This window comes from Sphingomonas sp. Marseille-Q8236 (assembly GCF_965112005.1).
Genome location: NZ_CBCOPO010000001.1, coordinates 2,047,360 through 2,064,080, shown reverse-complemented (window position 1 = coordinate 2,064,080; position 16,721 = coordinate 2,047,360). Strand labels below are relative to the sequence as shown.

Here is a 16,721-nt window from a genome sequence, read left to right as displayed (position 1 = left end):
CTAACCGTTTTCAACCGACCGGGCCCTCCCCCCGCCCCGCCTTCCCCTGCGCCCGCCCCTTCTTGGCATCGACCCGCCGGGTCTGGGACGCGCGGGTGGGTTTGGTCGGCCGCCGCTTCTTGGGAACGATGGTCGCCTCGCGGATCAGGTCGATCAACCGTTCACGCACCTCGCGCCGGTTCATCTCCTGCGAGCGGCTGGCATCGGCGCGCAGGGTCAGCACGCCGTCCTTGCTCAGCCGCTGCCCCGCCAGCACAGCCAGCCGCATCTTCACCGCTTCTGGCAAACTCGGCGAGCCGCCCACGTCGAAGCGCAACAGCACCGCACTGTCGGTAGTGTTGACATGCTGCCCGCCCGGCCCGGAGGCGCGGGTGAAGCTCTCGGTGATCTCGCGCTCGTCGATCGCGATGGCGCGGGTGACGGGGATCAGCGCCATCGCCTGCGCCCCTAGTCCCGGAACGCGCCGAAGCGTTCCGGCGTCGGGGCCTCGGCGGTGATCGGGTCCTTGGCGTCTCCGCGCGGCACCGTCAGGCTGGCGGCGTGCAGCAACATGCCACCCGCTTCGCCCGCTCCATAAACGGGGTCGCCGACCACCGGCGCGCCCAGGCCCGTCGCCGCATGGACGCGAATCTGGTGGGTACGGCCGGTTTCCGGGCGGAACTCGACCAGCGTCCGCCCGCCCTCATGGCGCAATGCGCGCCAGCCGGTCCGCGCCGCCTTGCCCATCGGATCGGCGACCATCCGCCAGCCCTCTTCCATCGTGGACACCTTGGCGAGCGGCAGGTCGATCATCCCCTCGCCCTCGACCACGCCGTTCAGAACCGCCAGATAGCGCTTTTCTACCAGCCCGGCCTCGAACGCCTGCTGAAAACGGGCATGCGCCTTGGGGTTGCGCGACAGGAGCAGGCAGCCGCTGGTGTCGCGGTCGAGCCGGTGCACCGCATGCGGCCAGCGCTTGAACCCGAATTTCAGCGATTCCAGATGGTTTTCGAGGCTGATCGACCCGTTACGGGGCCGATCGACGGGCAGGCCCGCCGGTTTGTCGATCACCAGCGCTTCGCCGTCGATGAATAGAACGCGATCTCCGTGCATCGCGCTCCCTTGCCACCGTGCGCGCCGACATGCCAGAGGCGCGCGTGTCATGCCGAGCGCTCTTGCCGTTTTCCTTCGCCTGTTGGCACTGCTGTCGATCGCGGTGACGCCCGTCATGGCGGCGGCGCAGTCCTGCGACGGCGCGCTGCCCCCGCCAGGCCCGGACGGTCGGGTCGCCGGGCATTTTCCCTATGGCGACGGATCGCCTCAGGACATCGTGCCAGCCCCTGCCGGGTTCGGGCTCAAGCCCTATTGCCGCCTGCACCGCGCGATGATCCCCGATCTGCAACGGCTGCTGGACGCGGCGAAGGCCGATCCGGCGGTCGGCGGCACCTTGCACGGCCTGTCCTGCCATCGCGAGGTCGCCCGCCAGCGCAACGTCTTCTGCCGCGACCGGAGCGTGTCCGCCGCAGAGCGCGCCATTTCGGTCGCACCGGCGGGGTATAGCGAACATGCGACCGGCTATGCGGTCGATTTCGCGGTGCGTCCGGCGCGCGGATGCCCGGATGCGGAGGCGTGCATGGCCGCGTCGCCCGCGGCGCGCTGGCTGATCGCCAATGCCCCGCGCTTCGGGTTCGAGATGAGCTTTCCGGCGGGCAACAGGCAGCGGGTAAAGTGGGAGCCCTGGCACTGGCGCTGGGTCGGGACCAGTCCCGCCGAGCCGAGCGCAGCGCAGGCGCGGGCGGTCTTCGCCAGAGCGCGGGCGCAGTTCCCGGCCGATCCGGGCGTGCGCGATCCGTTGAAGGTCGTGGTGACGGCCCAACCGCCGGTTCCGGTGCCCCCGCCAGCGGCCGCGCCTAGCCCAGCGACGAGGAAGGGCAAATCGCGCCGCCAACGGCCCTGAACAACGGCGTGACAGGATCGCGCTCCCCGCTTAGGATCGATCCTCGCAGCACGAGAGGTGACATCGCATGACACGATGCGCGACGTATCTTCTGATTGCGGTTGCTGTTCTAGTCACGCTTCCTACGCCCGTTCTGGCGCAACATTCGGAGACGGCTTCCGACGCAGCCGTCATCAAGACGCTCCCCTCCCTCTCGATCCTCGAATTCAAGCCGGCATTCCGGTATACCGACCCGGACAGGGGCCCCTTTACCGATCGCAACATCTATTTTGGCACCGAACTCCCCGATATCGACGGAGGCCGCGTCATTGATGCCTGGTCACGAAGCCATCTCCCGGCAACGCTGTATCTGACTAACGGCACCTGCCTGCTCTATTCCATCAACCTCGGAAGTTACGGGCCCGTAAGCGGGCGTTTGGAGCCCAGCGCCTGCGCCGATCGCCCCACCAATGATCGCCAGATCCCGTCCCATCCTGTTCCAGCCGGGCTAAAATTCGTCGGTTCGTCCTGGGGCATGAGCGCCTGGGTTAATGAAAAGGACGGTACGACGGTCGTCACCAAACCCTTTGCAAAGACATTCGCACCGCTTTTCACGGCCGATTTTCCGGTGCTGGCGATGATGGCGATAATTGATCCGCATGGCGTGGGGGCGGGCATAACCCTGATCGGTCCACGGAGGGGCAAGCTCGTCGCGGTGACGGTCGACGTGGCGGTGCGGTAAATGCATCGTGGCCGCCATGCCGATCCGGCACTGGCGCGTACCGGTTGGTCGAGGTTGTGGCCCTTGGCCTTCGACCCGGCTCAGGCAGAACGGAGGAAGGATATAAGAACGGGGGCACCCTTCGGCGCCCCCGTCCCTTGCATTACCCGAACAGCTTGGCGGCCGTCTCGGCGATGCGCTTGCCCTGATAGCGCGCACCGTCCAGATCGACCTGGCTCGGCTGGCGGCTGCCGTCGCCGTCCGCCAGGGTCGAGGCGCCGTACGGCGTGCCGCCATGGACTTCCTTGACGCCCATCTGGCCTTGGAACCCATAATCCAGGCCGACGATGGTCATGCCGTGGTGGATCAGGTTGGTCAGGACCGAGAACAGGGTCGTCTCCTGCCCGCCATGCTGGCTGGCGGTCGAGGTGAAGGCACCGCCGACCTTGCCGACCAGACCGCCCTTCATCCACACGCCGCCGGTCGTGTCCCAGAAGGCCGCCATCTGGCTCGCCATCCGGCCATAGCGCGTGGGGGTGCCGACGATGATCGCATCATAGTTGGTCAGCGCGTCGGGCCCCTCGATCTCGGGATGCGCGGTGTCGGTCTTGAAGTGCGCCGCCGCAACCACCTCGGCAGGCGCGGTCTCGGCGACGCGACGGATGTCCACCTCGGCACCCGCCGAACGCGCGCCTTCGGCGATGGCGTCGGCCATCTGCTCGATGTGACCATAGGACGAATAATAGAGAACCAGAACCTTGGCCATGTGATATACTCCCTTGCAGAAACGTCAGTTATTCGGCGTCGACCAGAACGATCTCGGCATCCTCGATCGCCGTGATCGTCACGGTCCGGCCACCGGTGAGCGCCGCACCGTCGCGTGCCGCGAACGGGACACCGTCGATTTCGATCCGTCCGGTCGCGGGGACGAGATAGGCGTGGCGCCCCTCACCCACCGCATGTTCGACACTCTCCCCGGCGCGCAACGTGGCGCCCAGGACACGGGCATCGGCGCGGATGCGTAGCGCGTCGCCATCCTCTTCGAACCCGCTGGCCAGCGTCACGAACTTCCCCGAGCGTTCGCCCTTGGGGAACGGCTTGGCACCCCAGCTTGGCTGACCACCCCGGCTGCGCGGCTCGATCCAGATCTGGAACAGCGTCGTCGGCTCGGATTCGAGATTATATTCGGCGTGGCGCACGCCCGAACCCGCGCTCATCACCTGCACGTCGCCCGCCGCCGTCCGACCGACATTGCCCATCGAATCCTGATGGGTGATCGCGCCGGTGCGGACATAGGTGATGATCTCCATGTCGGCATGGGGATGCGGCGGGAAGCCGGCGTTCGGCCCAATGACATCGTCGTTCCAGACGCGGATCGCGCCCCAGCCCATGCGGGCCGGATCATAATAGTTGGCGAACGAGAAATGATGCCGTGCATCCAGCCAGCCATGATTGGCATGGCCCAGGCTTTCGAAACTGCGGCGGTCGATTCCCCGAACGGGGTGGGTGATGACTTGCGTGCTCATGGGGTAACTCCCTTGGTTGCGCCCAAGATAGTGACGATCATGATCGCGTAAACGGAAACGCTGGAAACCGATCGTTTCCATGTGCATTGTAACGCAGAACCGGCCGTTTGCCGGTCGTACGGGGGTGCCGAACGGTGCTCCAAAGGGGGGTATCAATGCGTCTGCCGGATCTGGAGGCCTGGGCGATCTTCGCCGCCGTCGTCGAGCATCGCTCGTTCAGCGCCGCGGCCGATGCGATCGGGCTGTCCAAGGCCACCGTGTCCAAGGCGATCACCCGATTGGAGGCGCAGCTCAACCAGTCGCTGTTCCACCGCACCTCGCGCCGCCTGGCGCTGACCGAGGCGGGAAAGCCGCTGGCCGATCACGCCGCGCGCATCTTGGCCGAAGCGCGCGCCGCCGAGGAAGCCGCACGCGACGCCGCCAGCGCGCCCGCCGGTCGCATTCGTCTGGCCGCGCCCATGTCGTTCGGCGTGACCAATATCGCGCCGGTGATTGCCGATTTTCTGGTCAGGCATCCGGGGATCGAGATCGAGCTGAGCCTGTCCGACGCGCGGGTCGACATTGTGGCGGAGGGCTATGACATCGCGCTGCGCATCGCCGACCTGCCCGACAGTTCGCTGCGCGCGCGACGGCTGTGCGGCATTTCGACCCATATCATCGCCTCGCCCGGTTATCTGGCGGAGCATGGCACGCCGACCCATCCCAACGAACTGGGCGAGCATCGGCTGCTCAGCTATTCCAACGTCACCGGCCCCTGGCGTTTCCGCCATCCCGGCGGGGCCGAAGTGTCGGTGCGCCCGCAAGGTCCGCTGACGGCCAATAGCGGCGATGCGCTGGTCCCCGCCGTGCTGGCCGGACTGGGGATCGCGCGGCTGCCCGGCTTCATCATCGGGCCCTATCTGACCGGCGGACAGGCGGTGGAGATTTTGCAGGACTGGACCCCGCCACCCATCGGCCTGCACCTGCTGACCCCGCCCAGCCCCTTGCGCCCCGCACGGGTGGAGGCGCTGATCGCATGGCTGGCCGACAAGGTCCGCGATCCCTGCGTCACCGCGCGCCAGCAGGAGGCGGCCCGATGAACCGGCTTCGTCCCGACGAGGGGGACGCGCGGTTCATCCGCCGCGTCGTCCTGATCCTGTTGATCCTGGGCATCACCGCCGCGCTGTTCCGCGCGGGTGATCTGCTGATCCTGGCCTTCGGATCGATCCTGGGGGCCATCGTCATCCATGCGATCGCGGACCTTTATGCCGACCATCTGCCGATCGGGCCCAAACGGTCGCTGACCCTGTCGGTCGCCACGGTGCTGGCGGTGCTGGGGTTCCTCGCCTGGCTGTTCGGTGTCGCCTTTCGCCAGCAACTCAACACGCTGGTCACGCAATTGCCGAACCTGATCGATCAGTTGGCCGCCTGGGCGTCGCAATCACCGGTCGGGGCCAAGGTGGTGGACGCGGTGCGCGCAGCCTATGCCGGCAGTCGGGTGGCGCAGGATATTGGCGGCATCGTGTCGGGCGCGGGCGAATTCGTCCTCAACTGCCTGTTGCTGCTGGTCGGCGCGCTGTTCTTCGCCGCCGATCCCAAAGTCTATGAGCGCGGTTTCCTGCTCCTCATCCCCCGATCGATGCGGCCGGCGGTGGAGGATGCGCTGTTCGACACCGGCTCCACCTTGCGCCTCTGGCTGCGGGCGCAGTTGATCCAGATGACGACGATGGGCGTGCCGGTCGGCGTCGGGCTGGCGATCGCCGGAGTGCCCTCCGCCGCCGCGCTGGGACTGCTGACGGGTTTGAGCGAATTCGTGCCCTATGTCGGGCCGATCGCCGCGATGCTGCCCGCGCTGGGACTGGCGGCGCAGGCGGGCAATGGCGCGATCGTCGGCACCCTCATCACCTTTGCGGTCGTGCGGCTGATCCAGACCAACGCCATCACGCCCTTCGTCACCAGCCGGGTCGTCGCCATCCCTCCCGCCGTCACCCTGTTCGCCATCATCGGGATCGGCACGATCTTTGGTCTTTTCGGCCTGTTCTTTTCGGCGGCCTTATTGATCGTCGCCTTTACTTTGATTCGCAGCCTGTATCTGCGGGAAGTTCTTGGCGAGGACATTCCCCCGGTGAAACATCAGACGCTGCTCGACCCTTTTGCACAAGTAAAACAAGACAATAATAATCCGGGTTAGGACCGAATTAACCTTTTACGTTCACCCCCACGTTGGTTAATGGTAAGGATATCCGGTCGCCGGGGGAAAAGGGGGGCGGCCATTCGCGAATGGGGACTGTCGATGCGCGTACTGCTGATCGAAGACGAACCGACGACCGCCAAGGCGATCGAGCTGATGCTCGGCAGCGAAGGCTTCAATGTCTACACCACTGATCTAGGTGAAGAAGGCCTCGATCTGGGAAAGTTGTACGACTACGACATCATCCTGCTCGACCTGAACCTGCCGGACATGCATGGCTATGACGTGCTGAAGCGGCTGCGCGTCGCGCGGGTCTCCACCCCGGTGCTGATCCTGTCGGGCATCAACGAGATGGACTCCAAGGTGCGCAGCTTCGGCTTCGGCGCCGACGATTACGTCACCAAGCCCTTCCACCGCGAGGAATTGATCGCGCGCATCCACGCCGTGGTCCGCCGGTCCAAGGGCCATTCGCAATCGATCATCCGCACCGGCAAGCTGGCGGTGAACCTGGACGCCAAGACCGTCGAGGTCGAGAATGCCCGCGTCCACCTGACCGGCAAGGAATATGCGATGCTGGAGCTGTTGTCGCTCCGCAAGGGCACGACGCTGACCAAGGAGATGTTCCTGAACCATCTCTATGGCGGGATGGACGAGCCGGAACTGAAGATCATCGACGTCTTCATCTGCAAGCTGCGCAAGAAGCTCAGCCTGGCCTGCGATGGCGAGAATTATATCGAGACGGTGTGGGGCCGCGGCTATGTCCTGCGCGAGCCGGACGAGATGGGCCAGGGCGAACAGGCCGTCGCCTGACGCTTTCGCATCGGGGGTGGAAGGGGCCGGTTCGCGATGCGGACCGGCCCTTTTTCATGGCCAATCCCCTTGCCCTTCGGGCGCGCTCGGGCCGGACGGATTGCACCAAACCGAATAGCCCCTTGGTCCAAGCGCGGCCGAAGGCCACGCCCTCCCTCTCCCGTCAGGCCGCCACGCGCCGCCGAAGCGCCAACACTAACAGAACCAATCCCCCAGCCATCAACGCCAGACTGGCGGGTTCGGGGACCGTTGCAGGGCTTCCGCCGCTGCTCCCGGTCCCGCCCGAACTGCTCGGGGGGGTGGACGTCCCCGGCGTATAGGTGCCGATATAGGTGCCCAGATGAAATTCGCCATTCTGGACCAGGCTGCCGAACACGGCCGACCCCTCGATATAATTGCCGGTCACGGCCGCCGCCTTGGGCGCGAGGACCGATCCCTTCCACGCCGTCGTCAGTTCCAGGCTGGTCGCGTCGGGGAAATTCCAGATGACCTGCTTGCCCAGTCCGCTGGCGTTGCCGAGAAAATTGTCGTCGAGCCGGATCGCGCTGCCGCTGACATTGACGATCACCGTGTCCGCGCCGTTCGCGTTGAAGGCGATTTCGCCGAAGCGGGACAGGTCGGCGGCGGTCAGGTTGAACACCGCGACGCCGTTGGCCCCCTTCACCGCGTCGAACGTCGCCCGATTGCCGCTGATCGCGACCTGCCCGGTGGCGGATAGCGCGGCATAGCCGTTCGACAGGTCGGTCATGCTGCTCGTCAGCAGCGTCTTCTGCTGGTTCAGGCCGGCGACGAAACCAGGATCACTGATCGCCAGGCCCGATTGCACGATATTCTGATTGATATTGGTGTTCGACAGGGTCCCGCCGACCTTCACGTTCTGAACTCCGCCGTTCAGATTGAAGCCGCTCTGGACATTGCCCCCGATCAGCGCACCGGAGCCGTTGTTGAGATTTTTCGTGCCGCCGATCACATTCCCCACCACGGTCAGACCGGGCAAGGCATAGGTGGATGGGGCGGGCGTCGCGATCTGGTAGTTGGACGAATTGCCGCTGAGATTGCCGCCGACAAAGGTGCGCCCTTCCACCTCCGAACTGGACGTCAGATCGCCCAGCACGATGAGGTTCCACTCCTTCAAGGCGTCGATGCCGACGACCGGCGAGGCGATGGCAAGGGACGGCAAGGCGGCTGCCACGAGTCCCGCGAGCAACAGTCGATATTTCATGCTCGCGGGGATAGCAGGAAAATCCTGCCAATTCTTTACGCAGTCGATCCCAATGTGGGACCCGGTCCCGGCCGGGTCAGCGCCGTTCCCACACCTTCTGCCCACCGATCCATGTTTCCTCGACGCGGGTCGCACGCAGTTCGCTGGGGTTGATGTCCAGCGGATTGCGGTCGACGATGATGAAATCGGCCTGCTGCCCCTGTCCCAGACGTCCGAACAGATCCTCGGCGAACCCGGCATAGGCGCCGTCCATGGTGAAGGCGCGCCATGCCGCCTCGCGCCCGATAATCTCCTGCGGCTGCCACCCGCCATAGGGCTGGCCATCCGGACCCTGTCGGGTGATCGCCGCCGTCCAGCCCGCAAAGGGATCGGGACTCTCGACCGGATAGTCCGATCCGAAGGTCAGCGTGGCACCGTTCTTCAGCATCGTGTTCCAGGCATAGGCCCCCGCCAGCCGCGCCGGGCCCAACCGCGCCTCCGCCATCTGGCGGTCGCTGGTTTCGTGCACCGGCTGCATCGAGGCGATGATGCCATGCTTGCCGAAACGCGGCAGATCGACCGGATCGACGATCTGCGCATGTTCGATCCGCCAGCGCCGATCGCCCTTATAGGTTTCGGCCAGTTCGTCGATCGCATCGAGGACCTGCGCATTGGCCCGATCGCCGATCGCATGGACGGCGATCTGATACTTGTCCATCGCCGCGCGGCTCATCAGGTTGCGGATGACGTCGTCGGTCATGAAGCCGAGCCCCGTCTGCCCCGGCGCGTCGGCATAGGGTTGCTTCAACCATGCCCCCCGCGACCCCAACGCGCCATCGCCGTACAGCTTCACCCCGACCAGCCGCAGCCTGTTGTTATACAGCCAGGGCGTCGGTCCCGTGCCGCCGATCCGCACGGTATCGTCGATCCCGCCGCCATAGCTGAGGATGCGCACACGCAAGTTCCCGGCATCGCCCATCCGGCGATAGGTCATCCATTCGTCCAGCGTCGTGCCCATGTCCGCCGTGGCGGTGATGCCGTGGCTGAGCAACGCGTTCTGCGCCTTGAGGAACGCGGCGTTGCGGTCCTTGGCCAGCGGCTGGGGAATGGCCTTCTGGATCAGGGCCATGGCCGCGTCGACGAACACGCCGGAGGGCTGTCCGCCGACCTTCTCGATCCGGCCACCGGCGGGGGAGACGGTCTTCGCGGTGATCCCGGCCGCCTTCATCGCCGCGCTGTTCGCCCAGAGGGCATGGCCATCGGCGCGCTCCATCACCACCGGGCGGTCGGCGGCGACGGCGTCCAGATCGGCAGCGGTCGGGAAGCGGCCCAGACCCCAGCTTTCCTGATTCCAACCGCCACCCAGGATGAACTTGCGGTCCGGATTGGCCGCCACATAGGCCGCGATCCGGCTGCGCGCCTCGTCCAGCGACTTGGTGGTCGACAGGTCGAGTTCGATCAGCCGAAAGCCCAGTCCCATCACATGCCCGTGCGAATCGACAAAGCCGGGCAACATCACCCGCCCCTTCATGTCCGCGCGCCAGTCGAGCTTTTCCGGGCGCTTGTCCTTGGCGGACAGCAGCCGCACGACCTTGCCGTCCGGGGTCAGCAACAGGCCGGTGAAGCGGACGACCTTGCCATCCTTGTCCAGCGTCAGGCCGGTGACATTGTCGACCAGCGCATCGGCAAAGGCCGCCGCGGGGGTCAGCGTCACCGCCAGCGCGGCGGCGAGGAAGGTCCGGAGCGGACGACGGAAACGAGCCTGTTTTGCCATAAGCGTCCGTTCCTAATCGCTGAACGGCCCGGTTGGAAGGTCGCAACCGCGCAGGGTCGGCGTCGGCGCCATGATCCGGTCCGATCGTTTGACAGCGGCGTCGGGCGGGTGACAGTGGGTCGCGGCGCGCGAGAGCGATGAGGACGACGGGCATGGCATGGTATCACCGGGTTGCGGGCGGGATCGCCCATCGCGTCTGGCGGATCACGCGGCCGCGCACCTTCGGCGTCCGGGCCATTCTGCTCGATCAGGCCCACCGCGTCGCGCTGGTCCGCCATACCTATACCGATCATTGGTATCTGCCCGGCGGCGGGGTGAAGAAGGGCGAAAGCACGCTGGCGGCGATCCGACGCGAATTGCGCGAGGAGATCGCGATCGAGAATGTCCGGATCGCCAATGTCCTGGGCGTCTATCACAGCATGCGCGAGGGCAAGGACGACCATGTCGTCATCTATATCGCCCATGCGGTGACCGATGGCGACACTCCGCTGTGCCCCACCGACATGATCGAGATCGAACAGGCGCGATGGTTCGCGCTGGACGACCTGCCGGACAGCCTGTCCCCCGCGACGCGGCGACGGATCGACGAATATCGCTCGGGCGCATCCGTCGCGGAGAGATGGTAGGCGATCCGGTCAGGATCGGCGCACCACCTCGCGGATCACGAAATGCGAGGCGAGCCGTGTCACGCCCGGCAGGCGTGCCAGCGTCTCGCGGTGGATGCGTTCATAGCTGTCGTCGCGGCGGACTTCGACCTGGATCATATAATCCGCCTCACCGCTCATCAGAAAGCATTCGACGATTTCCGGACAGCGCAGAATCTCCCGCTCGAAGGCCGCCATCGTCTCCTGCCGCTGATCCTTGAGCGTGACATTGACCATCACCGTGGACGGCCGCCCCCGCGCCTCATGGCTCAGGATCGCGCGATAGCCGGTGATCACCCCCGCCTCGCGAAGCTGCGCCACGCGGCGATGCGCGGCACTGGCGGACAGCCCGACCTTGTCACCCAGCGCGGCGCTGGTCAGGTCGGAATCGCGGGCCAGCTGGGCCAGGATGCGGCGGTCTATCGCGTCGGACATATCCATCCCGCTATATGGCATTTCTGTGCAAAGCCATCCTGAATTAGACGGTCTGACGGGACCGCTTTGCACACCTCTCCCACCCGATCGGCGCTATTATCGGGACAACGCCTTTTCAGGAGAGTTCGTCATGCGCGTCGGTGTCCCCAAGGAAATCAAGAACCACGAATATCGCGTCGGCCTGACCCCGCCCTCGGTTGCCGAGCTGGTCGCCGCCGGTCATGAGGTCATCGTCGAGACCAAGGCCGGCAGCGGCATCGACTTCGAGGACCAGGACTATATCGACGCGGGCGCGCGCATCGTCGCCACCGCCGCCGAAGTCTTCGACCAGGCCGAGATGATCGTGAAGGTCAAGGAGCCGCAAGCGGTCGAGGTCGCGATGCTGCGCCCGCACCACGTCCTGTTCACCTATCTCCACCTCGCCGCCGACAAGCCGCAGGCGGAGGGCCTGATGCAGTCGGGCGCGACCTGCATCGCGTACGAAACCGTCACCTCGCCCCGTGGCGGCGTGCCGCTCCTGAAGCCGATGTCGGAAGTCGCTGGCCGCATGGCGGTGCAGGTCGGCGCGCATTATCTGGAAAAGCAGCAGGGCGGCCGCGGCATCCTGCTGGGCGGCGTTCCGGGCGTGGCGCCTGCCAAGGTCGCGATCCTGGGCGGCGGCGTATCGGGCGTGAACGCGGCGCAGATGGCGGTCGGCCTCCGCGCCGATGTCACCATCTATGACATCAACAACGACCGTCTGGCCGAACTGGACATGTTCTTCTCCAGCCAGATCAAGACCGCGTACGCCTCCAAGGCGGCGATCGCGGCGGCGGTGAAGAACGCCCACCTCGTCATCGGCGCGGTGCTGGTTCCGGGTGCTGCGGCCCCCAAACTCGTCACTCGCGACATGCTGAAGACGATGAAGCGCGGTTCGGTGATGGTCGACATCGCGATCGACCAGGGCGGCTGCTTCGAGACCAGCCATGCCACCACCCATCAGGACCCGGTGTTCGAGGTCGACGGCGTGATCCATTATTGCGTCGCCAACATGCCGGGCGCCGTTGCCCGCACCTCGACCTTCGCGCTCAACAACGCGACGCTGCCCTTTGCGGTGAAGCTGGCCAATATGGGTGCCGAGGCCGCGATGAAGGCAGACGCGCATCTGGCGGCGGGGCTGAACGTCTCGGGCGGGAAGATCCGTCACGCTGCGGTCGCCGAAGCGCTCGACCTGCCGTTCGAGGCCTGGGCGGGCTAAGCCCCCACCCGTTCGCACCGAGCGAAGTCGAAGTGCACGCCCGGACCGAGGCCGCCAAGGCTGGTCCCATGGCCTTCGACTTCGCTCGGACTGAGCCGCGGCAAGAGCTTGCGGAACGTAAAGCGAACACCGTCGTTGATCGCCGCGAAAGGAATTTCGCGATGACCGACAACCCCAAGACCGAACCCTTCTCCAACGCCGAGAAGGACCCCGATGACTGGACCACCGGCGACGAGCCGATGACCGGCGCGCAGGCCAGCTATCTCAAGACTTTGTCGGAGGAAGCCGGCGAAGCTTTTGACGATACGCTGAGCAAGGCCGATGCCTCCAAGCGGATCGACGCGCTTCAGTCCAAGACCGGCCGGGGCCAGTAAACCCCTATTGCCCCATCATCCGCATCGCCTCGTCGAGCAGCATCACACGCTGTTCGATGGCGGGGCGATAAGAGGCGTCGGCGGGCGTGCGCTGCAACGCACCCCGCCACAGGATGCGGGCTTTGGCGAAGTCCCCGGCCCGCATCCAGGCCAGCCCTTCGAAGAAGAAGGGCACAGGATCGTTCGGCCCCAGCGTCCGGGCCCGACGGAAGGCGAACCGCGCGGCGGGCGACATCTGAAAGCGGTCATGCGCGAACAGCACGTTGCCCAGCTCGGTCCAATAGGGGACGCTGCGCGGGTTCGCTCCGACCGCGCCGAGCATGATCTTCACCGCCGTCCGGTTGTCGCCGGATCGCGCCAGGGCATCGGCGGCGGTGAACATCGCCGCCTCCCCGCCATAACGGCCCATCAACTGTCCCCGCAGATCGATCAGCGTCTCATTGTCCGACTGCCGATCGGAGGGTGGTACCGGCGCGGCGGCAGGCAGCGTCGGCCTCCCTTGCCACGCATAGCCGACCCCGCCCAGCGCCAGCGCGGCCCCCAGCATCGTCCAGAGAGGACGTGGGAAACGGAGCCACAAGGCCAGCGCCATCGCCGCCGCCGCCAGTCCGAGAAGCGTGAGCCAACCCATCAGCCTCTCCTCCGAAAGCTCGACCGCGCGATCCATGCGCCGACGCCCAACAACAGGATCGGCGTCGCCCACAGCAGCGCCGTCGCGCCCGATAGCGGCGGATCATAGCTGACATAATCGCCATAGCGTTCGATCAACCAGTGGCGGATCGCCTCCGGGCTTTCGCCCCGAGCGATCCGCTGGCGGACCAGCGCACGCATATCGGCGGCCATGTCGGCATCGCTATCCGCGATTGACTGTCCCTGACACACGACGCAGCGTAACTCGCCCATCAATTCGCGCGCCTGCGCCTCGGCCCTGGGGTCGGCAAGCTGCGTATTGCCATAATCGGGCGCGGTCGTTCCCGCCGCCAGCGCAAGGGCAAGCCACAGGCTCATCGCGCGGCCGCCACATCGCGGACGATCTCGTCCACCTGATCGGCTCGGATGTCACCGATATATTGCCGGACGATCCGCCCGCGGCCGTCGATCAGGAACGTTTCCGGCACGCCGGAGGAGCCAAGCGACAATTGCACCCGGCTGCGGGAATCGTCGCCGATCACGGCATAAGGATCGCCGTTGCGGCGCAGGAAGTCGGCGATGGCGGTGCTCTTGTCATGAATGGCTATGGCGTCGATCGCCACGCCCCTCGCCTTCAAGGCCATGAGTTGCGGCGCCTCGGCAATGCACGGGATGCACCAGCTGGCGAAGACATTGAGCAGGCGCGGGCGTCCCTTGCCGAAGTCGCCGCTCGCCAGCCCCGGCTTGCCCGGCACCATCGGGTCGAGGCGAAATTCGGGCAACGGCTTGTCGACCAGCGTCGAGCGGACGGTCGTGTCCGATGGCCGCATCAGCCCGCTCGCCACCACGACGAACAGGATCGCGAACGCCGCCAGCGGCACCCAGATCAACCAGCGCTTCATCCCCACAGCGCCTCGCGCCGCCGCTGCTGCCAGCCTTTGAACCAGCGCCCGAACAGCGCCAGCGCCCCGCCCAGCGCGATCAGCGCGCCGCCCAGCCAGATCAGCGTCACGAACGGTTTCCACCACAGCCGCAACTGCCAGCGCCCGGTCGCCGGATCCTGCTGCCCCAATACGGTGTAAAGCTGGCCGTCCCAATGGGTCGCGATCGCGCTCTCGCTGGTCGTGGTGGGCGGATCGGTGAAGAAGCGCTGCTGCGGCCGGAGCATTTCGGCGGAGCCATCGCGCGTCACGGTCAGCCGCGCCTCCAGCGCGGACCAGTTGGGTCCGATATTCGGATAGATGCGGTTCAACTGCACCCGCCACGGCCCGACGATCGTCGCCTGCCCCGGATAGAGCGCGACCAGCCGCTCGGCGGTGAAAGCGGCATCGCACGCCATACCGACCATGCTGACGCCCAGCCCGACATGCGCGACGACCATGCCCCAGATCGGCAAAGGCGTGCGCCGCCAGTTGCGCCGCGTGATAGGCAGCACGCTGGCGACGATCAGCCCGACGCCGAAGGACAAGCCCAGCAACGGCAACGCCCCCATCCCCCCGGTCAGCGTCAGGACCAGCGCGAAGGTCCCCGCCGCCGCGACCAGGGGCCACAGCATGCGGATCAGCACCGCCTCCGCCTGATCCTGCCGCCAGCGCAAGGCAGGCCCGACCGCCATGACAGCGACCAGCGCCAGCGCGATCGGCCCGGCGGCGGCGTGGAAGAAGGGCGGCCCGACCGACAGCCGCACGCCGAACCCGGCCGCGACCAGCGGATAGAGCGTCCCGATCAGCACGATGCCCAGGATCACCGACAAGAGCAGGTTGTTGACGACCAGCCCGCCTTCGCGGCTGACAAAGGCGAAGCTGCGCCCGGCGCGCACCTGCCCGATCCGCGCCCCGAACAGCGTCAGGGCGCCGCCGATATAAAGGCCCAGCAACCCCAGGATGAACGCCCCGCGCCGGGGATCGACGGCAAAGGCATGGACGCTGGTCAGGATGCCCGAGCGCACCAGGAAGGTGCCAATCATCGACATGGAGAAGGCGACCACCGCCAACATCACCGTCCATGCCCGCAACCCGTCGCGCGCCGCCAACACATTGACCGAGTGAAGGAGCGCGGTCGCCGCCAGCCACGGCATCAGCGAGGCGTTCTCGACCGGATCCCAGAACCACCAGCCGCCCCAGCCCAGTTCGTAATAGGCCCAATAGGACCCCGCGGTGATTCCGATGGTCAGGAGAACCCAGGCGCCCAGCACCCAGGGCCGCATGGCGCGGGCAAAGGCGGGGCCGACCTGTCCCGTAACCAGTGCGCCGACCGCAAAGGAAAAGGCCACCGACAGCCCGACATAGCCCGCGTAGAGCGTCGGCGGGTGAAAGGCCAAGCCGGGGTCCTGCAACAGCGGGTTGAGCCCCTGCCCCTCGACCGCCGCCGGGTTCAACCGCGCAAACGGGTTGGAGGCGAACAGCAGGAAGGCATAGAAGCCGAGCGCGATCGCCCCCTGCGCCGCCAGCGTTGCGGCATGGGTCGCCCGGTCGAGCGTACGCTCCTTCCACGCGACAAGCGCCCCGCCCGCCCCCAGGATCGTCACCCAGAGCAGCATCGAGCCTTCGTGATTGCCCCAGGCGCCCGCGAACTTGTAGATCCAGGGCTTGGCCGAATGGCTGTTCTCGGCGACCAGCTTGACCGACAGATCGGTGTTCAGGAACAGCGCGATTAGCGTCGCCATGGCGATGGCGACCAGCGCACCCTGCACGATGGCCACGGGGCCGATCGCCGCCATCGCCTGCTCCCCCGCCGCATCCTTGCGCCGCAGGCCCAGCACGCCCAGCAAGAGTTGCAACCCCGCCAGCATCGCGGCGAACCAGAGCGCGGCAAGGCCCGCTTCGGCGATCACGGCTTCAGGCTCCGGCTCTCGTGCATGTTGCCCGCCATTTCGGGGGGCATATATTTCTCGTCATGCTTGGCGAGGAGGTTGGTGGCGACGAAGCGGCCGTCTGGCTGGAACTGCCCCTCGGCCACCACGCCCGATTTCTCGCGGAACAGGTCCGGGGTGATCCCGGCAAAGGTCACGGGCGTCGTCGCCTTGCCGTCGGTCACGACGAAGCGCACCGTCACGCCATCGGGCGCGCGATGGACCGACCCCGCCTCGACCATCCCGCCCAGCCGCACCGCCTTGCCCAGCGGCAGGCCATGCCTCTTTGCGTCGGAGGGGGTGTAGAAGAACGCGGCCTGGTCCTTCATCGCCGACATGGCGAGCAGGACGGCCGCGACGATCGCGGCCAGCGCCAGCAGCGCCAGCGTGAGACGTTGGGATTTCGGCGTCATTTCTCGGCGCGCTTCATCGC

General features: G+C 66.5%; 20 protein-coding genes. 8 read left to right on the top strand and 12 right to left on the bottom strand.

The window, feature by feature from the left end:
- Positions 1-10 precede the first annotated feature (10 nt).
- Both arfB and ACWPWT_RS09900 read right to left on the bottom strand, forming a co-directional pair.
- Positions 11-436 carry an alternative ribosome rescue aminoacyl-tRNA hydrolase ArfB gene (gene arfB, locus ACWPWT_RS09905; protein WP_454279504.1) on the bottom strand — a complete coding sequence of 142 codons (426 nt, stop codon included), beginning with the start codon at positions 434-436 and terminating at the stop codon, positions 11-13.
- 11 nt (positions 437-447) lie between these two features.
- Complete coding sequence (locus ACWPWT_RS09900) at positions 448-1,092, bottom strand: RluA family pseudouridine synthase (protein WP_454279503.1); 645 nt, start codon at positions 1,090-1,092, stop codon at positions 448-450.
- Between the two features lie 49 nt (positions 1,093-1,141).
- On the opposite strand from ACWPWT_RS09900, the gene ACWPWT_RS09895 reads away from it, so the two are divergent.
- Together ACWPWT_RS09895 and ACWPWT_RS09890 are read left to right on the top strand one after the other, a co-directional pair.
- Positions 1,142-1,936 carry a M15 family metallopeptidase gene (locus tag ACWPWT_RS09895; protein ID WP_454279502.1) on the top strand — a complete coding sequence of 265 codons (795 nt, stop codon included), beginning with the start codon at positions 1,142-1,144 and terminating at the stop codon, positions 1,934-1,936.
- 67 nt (positions 1,937-2,003) lie between these two features.
- Entirely contained in the window at positions 2,004-2,657 is a 654-nt protein-coding gene (locus ACWPWT_RS09890; RefSeq protein ID WP_454279501.1) for a hypothetical protein, read from the top strand.
- Positions 2,658-2,799: 142 nt separating this feature from the next.
- Here ACWPWT_RS09890 and wrbA read toward each other — a convergent pair whose 3' ends face one another.
- Both wrbA and ACWPWT_RS09880 read right to left on the bottom strand, forming a co-directional pair.
- Entirely contained in the window at positions 2,800-3,402 is a 603-nt protein-coding gene (wrbA, locus tag ACWPWT_RS09885; protein WP_261269116.1) for an NAD(P)H:quinone oxidoreductase, read from the bottom strand.
- A 28-nt stretch (positions 3,403-3,430) separates the two neighbouring features.
- A complete protein-coding gene (locus tag ACWPWT_RS09880) occupies positions 3,431-4,162 on the bottom strand; it encodes a pirin family protein (RefSeq protein WP_261269117.1) in 732 nt (243 codons plus the stop codon).
- A gap of 155 nt (positions 4,163-4,317) precedes the next feature.
- Here ACWPWT_RS09880 and ACWPWT_RS09875 point away from each other — a divergent pair, with 155 nt between their 5' ends.
- The 3 genes from ACWPWT_RS09875 (at position 4,318) to ctrA (ending at position 7,142) form a co-directional block, all read left to right on the top strand.
- Positions 4,318-5,241, top strand: coding sequence for a LysR family transcriptional regulator (locus tag ACWPWT_RS09875; RefSeq protein ID WP_454279500.1), 924 nt, complete (start codon positions 4,318-4,320; stop codon positions 5,239-5,241).
- Positions 5,238-6,332, top strand: a complete 1,095-nt coding sequence (locus ACWPWT_RS09870; protein WP_454279499.1) for an AI-2E family transporter — start codon at positions 5,238-5,240, stop codon at positions 6,330-6,332. The genes ACWPWT_RS09875 and ACWPWT_RS09870 overlap by 4 nt, the downstream gene beginning before the upstream one ends.
- 102 nt (positions 6,333-6,434) lie before the next feature.
- Positions 6,435-7,142 (top strand): response regulator transcription factor CtrA, encoded by a 708-nt coding sequence (gene ctrA, locus ACWPWT_RS09865; protein WP_261269120.1) that lies wholly within the window; start codon positions 6,435-6,437, stop codon positions 7,140-7,142.
- Positions 7,143-7,305: 163 nt separating this feature from the next.
- Here the strand turns inward: ctrA and ACWPWT_RS09860 are convergent, their stop codons facing one another.
- Positions 7,306-8,364: a choice-of-anchor A family protein gene (locus tag ACWPWT_RS09860; protein ID WP_454279498.1), complete on the bottom strand. Its 1,059-nt coding sequence runs from the start codon at positions 8,362-8,364 to the stop codon at positions 7,306-7,308.
- 76 nt (positions 8,365-8,440) lie between these two features.
- On the bottom strand, positions 8,441-10,117 hold the full coding sequence (locus ACWPWT_RS09855; RefSeq protein ID WP_454279497.1) for an amidohydrolase: 1,677 nt from the start codon (positions 10,115-10,117) through the stop codon (positions 8,441-8,443).
- Positions 10,118-10,269: 152 nt separating this feature from the next.
- Here ACWPWT_RS09855 and ACWPWT_RS09850 point away from each other — a divergent pair, with 152 nt between their 5' ends.
- Positions 10,270-10,743: an NUDIX domain-containing protein gene (locus ACWPWT_RS09850; protein ID WP_454279496.1), complete on the top strand. Its 474-nt coding sequence runs from the start codon at positions 10,270-10,272 to the stop codon at positions 10,741-10,743.
- Positions 10,744-10,752: 9 nt separating this feature from the next.
- Here ACWPWT_RS09850 and ACWPWT_RS09845 read toward each other — a convergent pair whose 3' ends face one another.
- Entirely contained in the window at positions 10,753-11,196 is a 444-nt protein-coding gene (locus ACWPWT_RS09845) for an Lrp/AsnC family transcriptional regulator (protein WP_261269124.1), read from the bottom strand.
- Positions 11,197-11,326: 130 nt separating this feature from the next.
- Here ACWPWT_RS09845 and ald point away from each other — a divergent pair, with 130 nt between their 5' ends.
- Positions 11,327-12,433, top strand: a complete 1,107-nt coding sequence (gene ald / locus ACWPWT_RS09840; protein ID WP_261269125.1) for an alanine dehydrogenase — start codon at positions 11,327-11,329, stop codon at positions 12,431-12,433.
- A 161-nt stretch (positions 12,434-12,594) separates the two neighbouring features.
- Positions 12,595-12,807, top strand: a complete 213-nt coding sequence (locus tag ACWPWT_RS09835; RefSeq protein WP_261269126.1) for a DUF3072 domain-containing protein — start codon at positions 12,595-12,597, stop codon at positions 12,805-12,807.
- 4 nt (positions 12,808-12,811) lie between these two features.
- On the opposite strand, the gene ACWPWT_RS09830 is transcribed toward ACWPWT_RS09835, so the two are convergent.
- From ACWPWT_RS09830 to ccmE, 5 genes are read right to left on the bottom strand one after another with little or no spacing between them, the layout of a single operon-like run.
- Positions 12,812-13,438, bottom strand: coding sequence for a tetratricopeptide repeat protein (locus ACWPWT_RS09830; protein ID WP_454279495.1), 627 nt, complete (start codon positions 13,436-13,438; stop codon positions 12,812-12,814).
- Positions 13,438-13,815, bottom strand: coding sequence for a cytochrome c-type biogenesis protein (locus ACWPWT_RS09825; protein WP_261269128.1), 378 nt, complete (start codon positions 13,813-13,815; stop codon positions 13,438-13,440). Before ACWPWT_RS09825 ends, ACWPWT_RS09830 begins: the two co-directional genes overlap by 1 nt.
- Positions 13,812-14,339, bottom strand: coding sequence for a redoxin family protein (locus ACWPWT_RS09820; protein ID WP_454279494.1), 528 nt, complete (start codon positions 14,337-14,339; stop codon positions 13,812-13,814). The genes ACWPWT_RS09825 and ACWPWT_RS09820 overlap by 4 nt, the downstream gene beginning before the upstream one ends.
- On the bottom strand, positions 14,336-16,270 hold the full coding sequence (locus ACWPWT_RS09815) for a heme lyase CcmF/NrfE family subunit (RefSeq protein WP_454279493.1): 1,935 nt from the start codon (positions 16,268-16,270) through the stop codon (positions 14,336-14,338). Before ACWPWT_RS09815 ends, ACWPWT_RS09820 begins: the two co-directional genes overlap by 4 nt.
- Positions 16,267-16,701 (bottom strand): cytochrome c maturation protein CcmE, encoded by a 435-nt coding sequence (ccmE, locus tag ACWPWT_RS09810; protein WP_454279492.1) that lies wholly within the window; start codon positions 16,699-16,701, stop codon positions 16,267-16,269. The genes ACWPWT_RS09815 and ccmE overlap by 4 nt, the downstream gene beginning before the upstream one ends.
- Between the last annotated feature and the right edge of the window lie 20 nt (positions 16,702-16,721).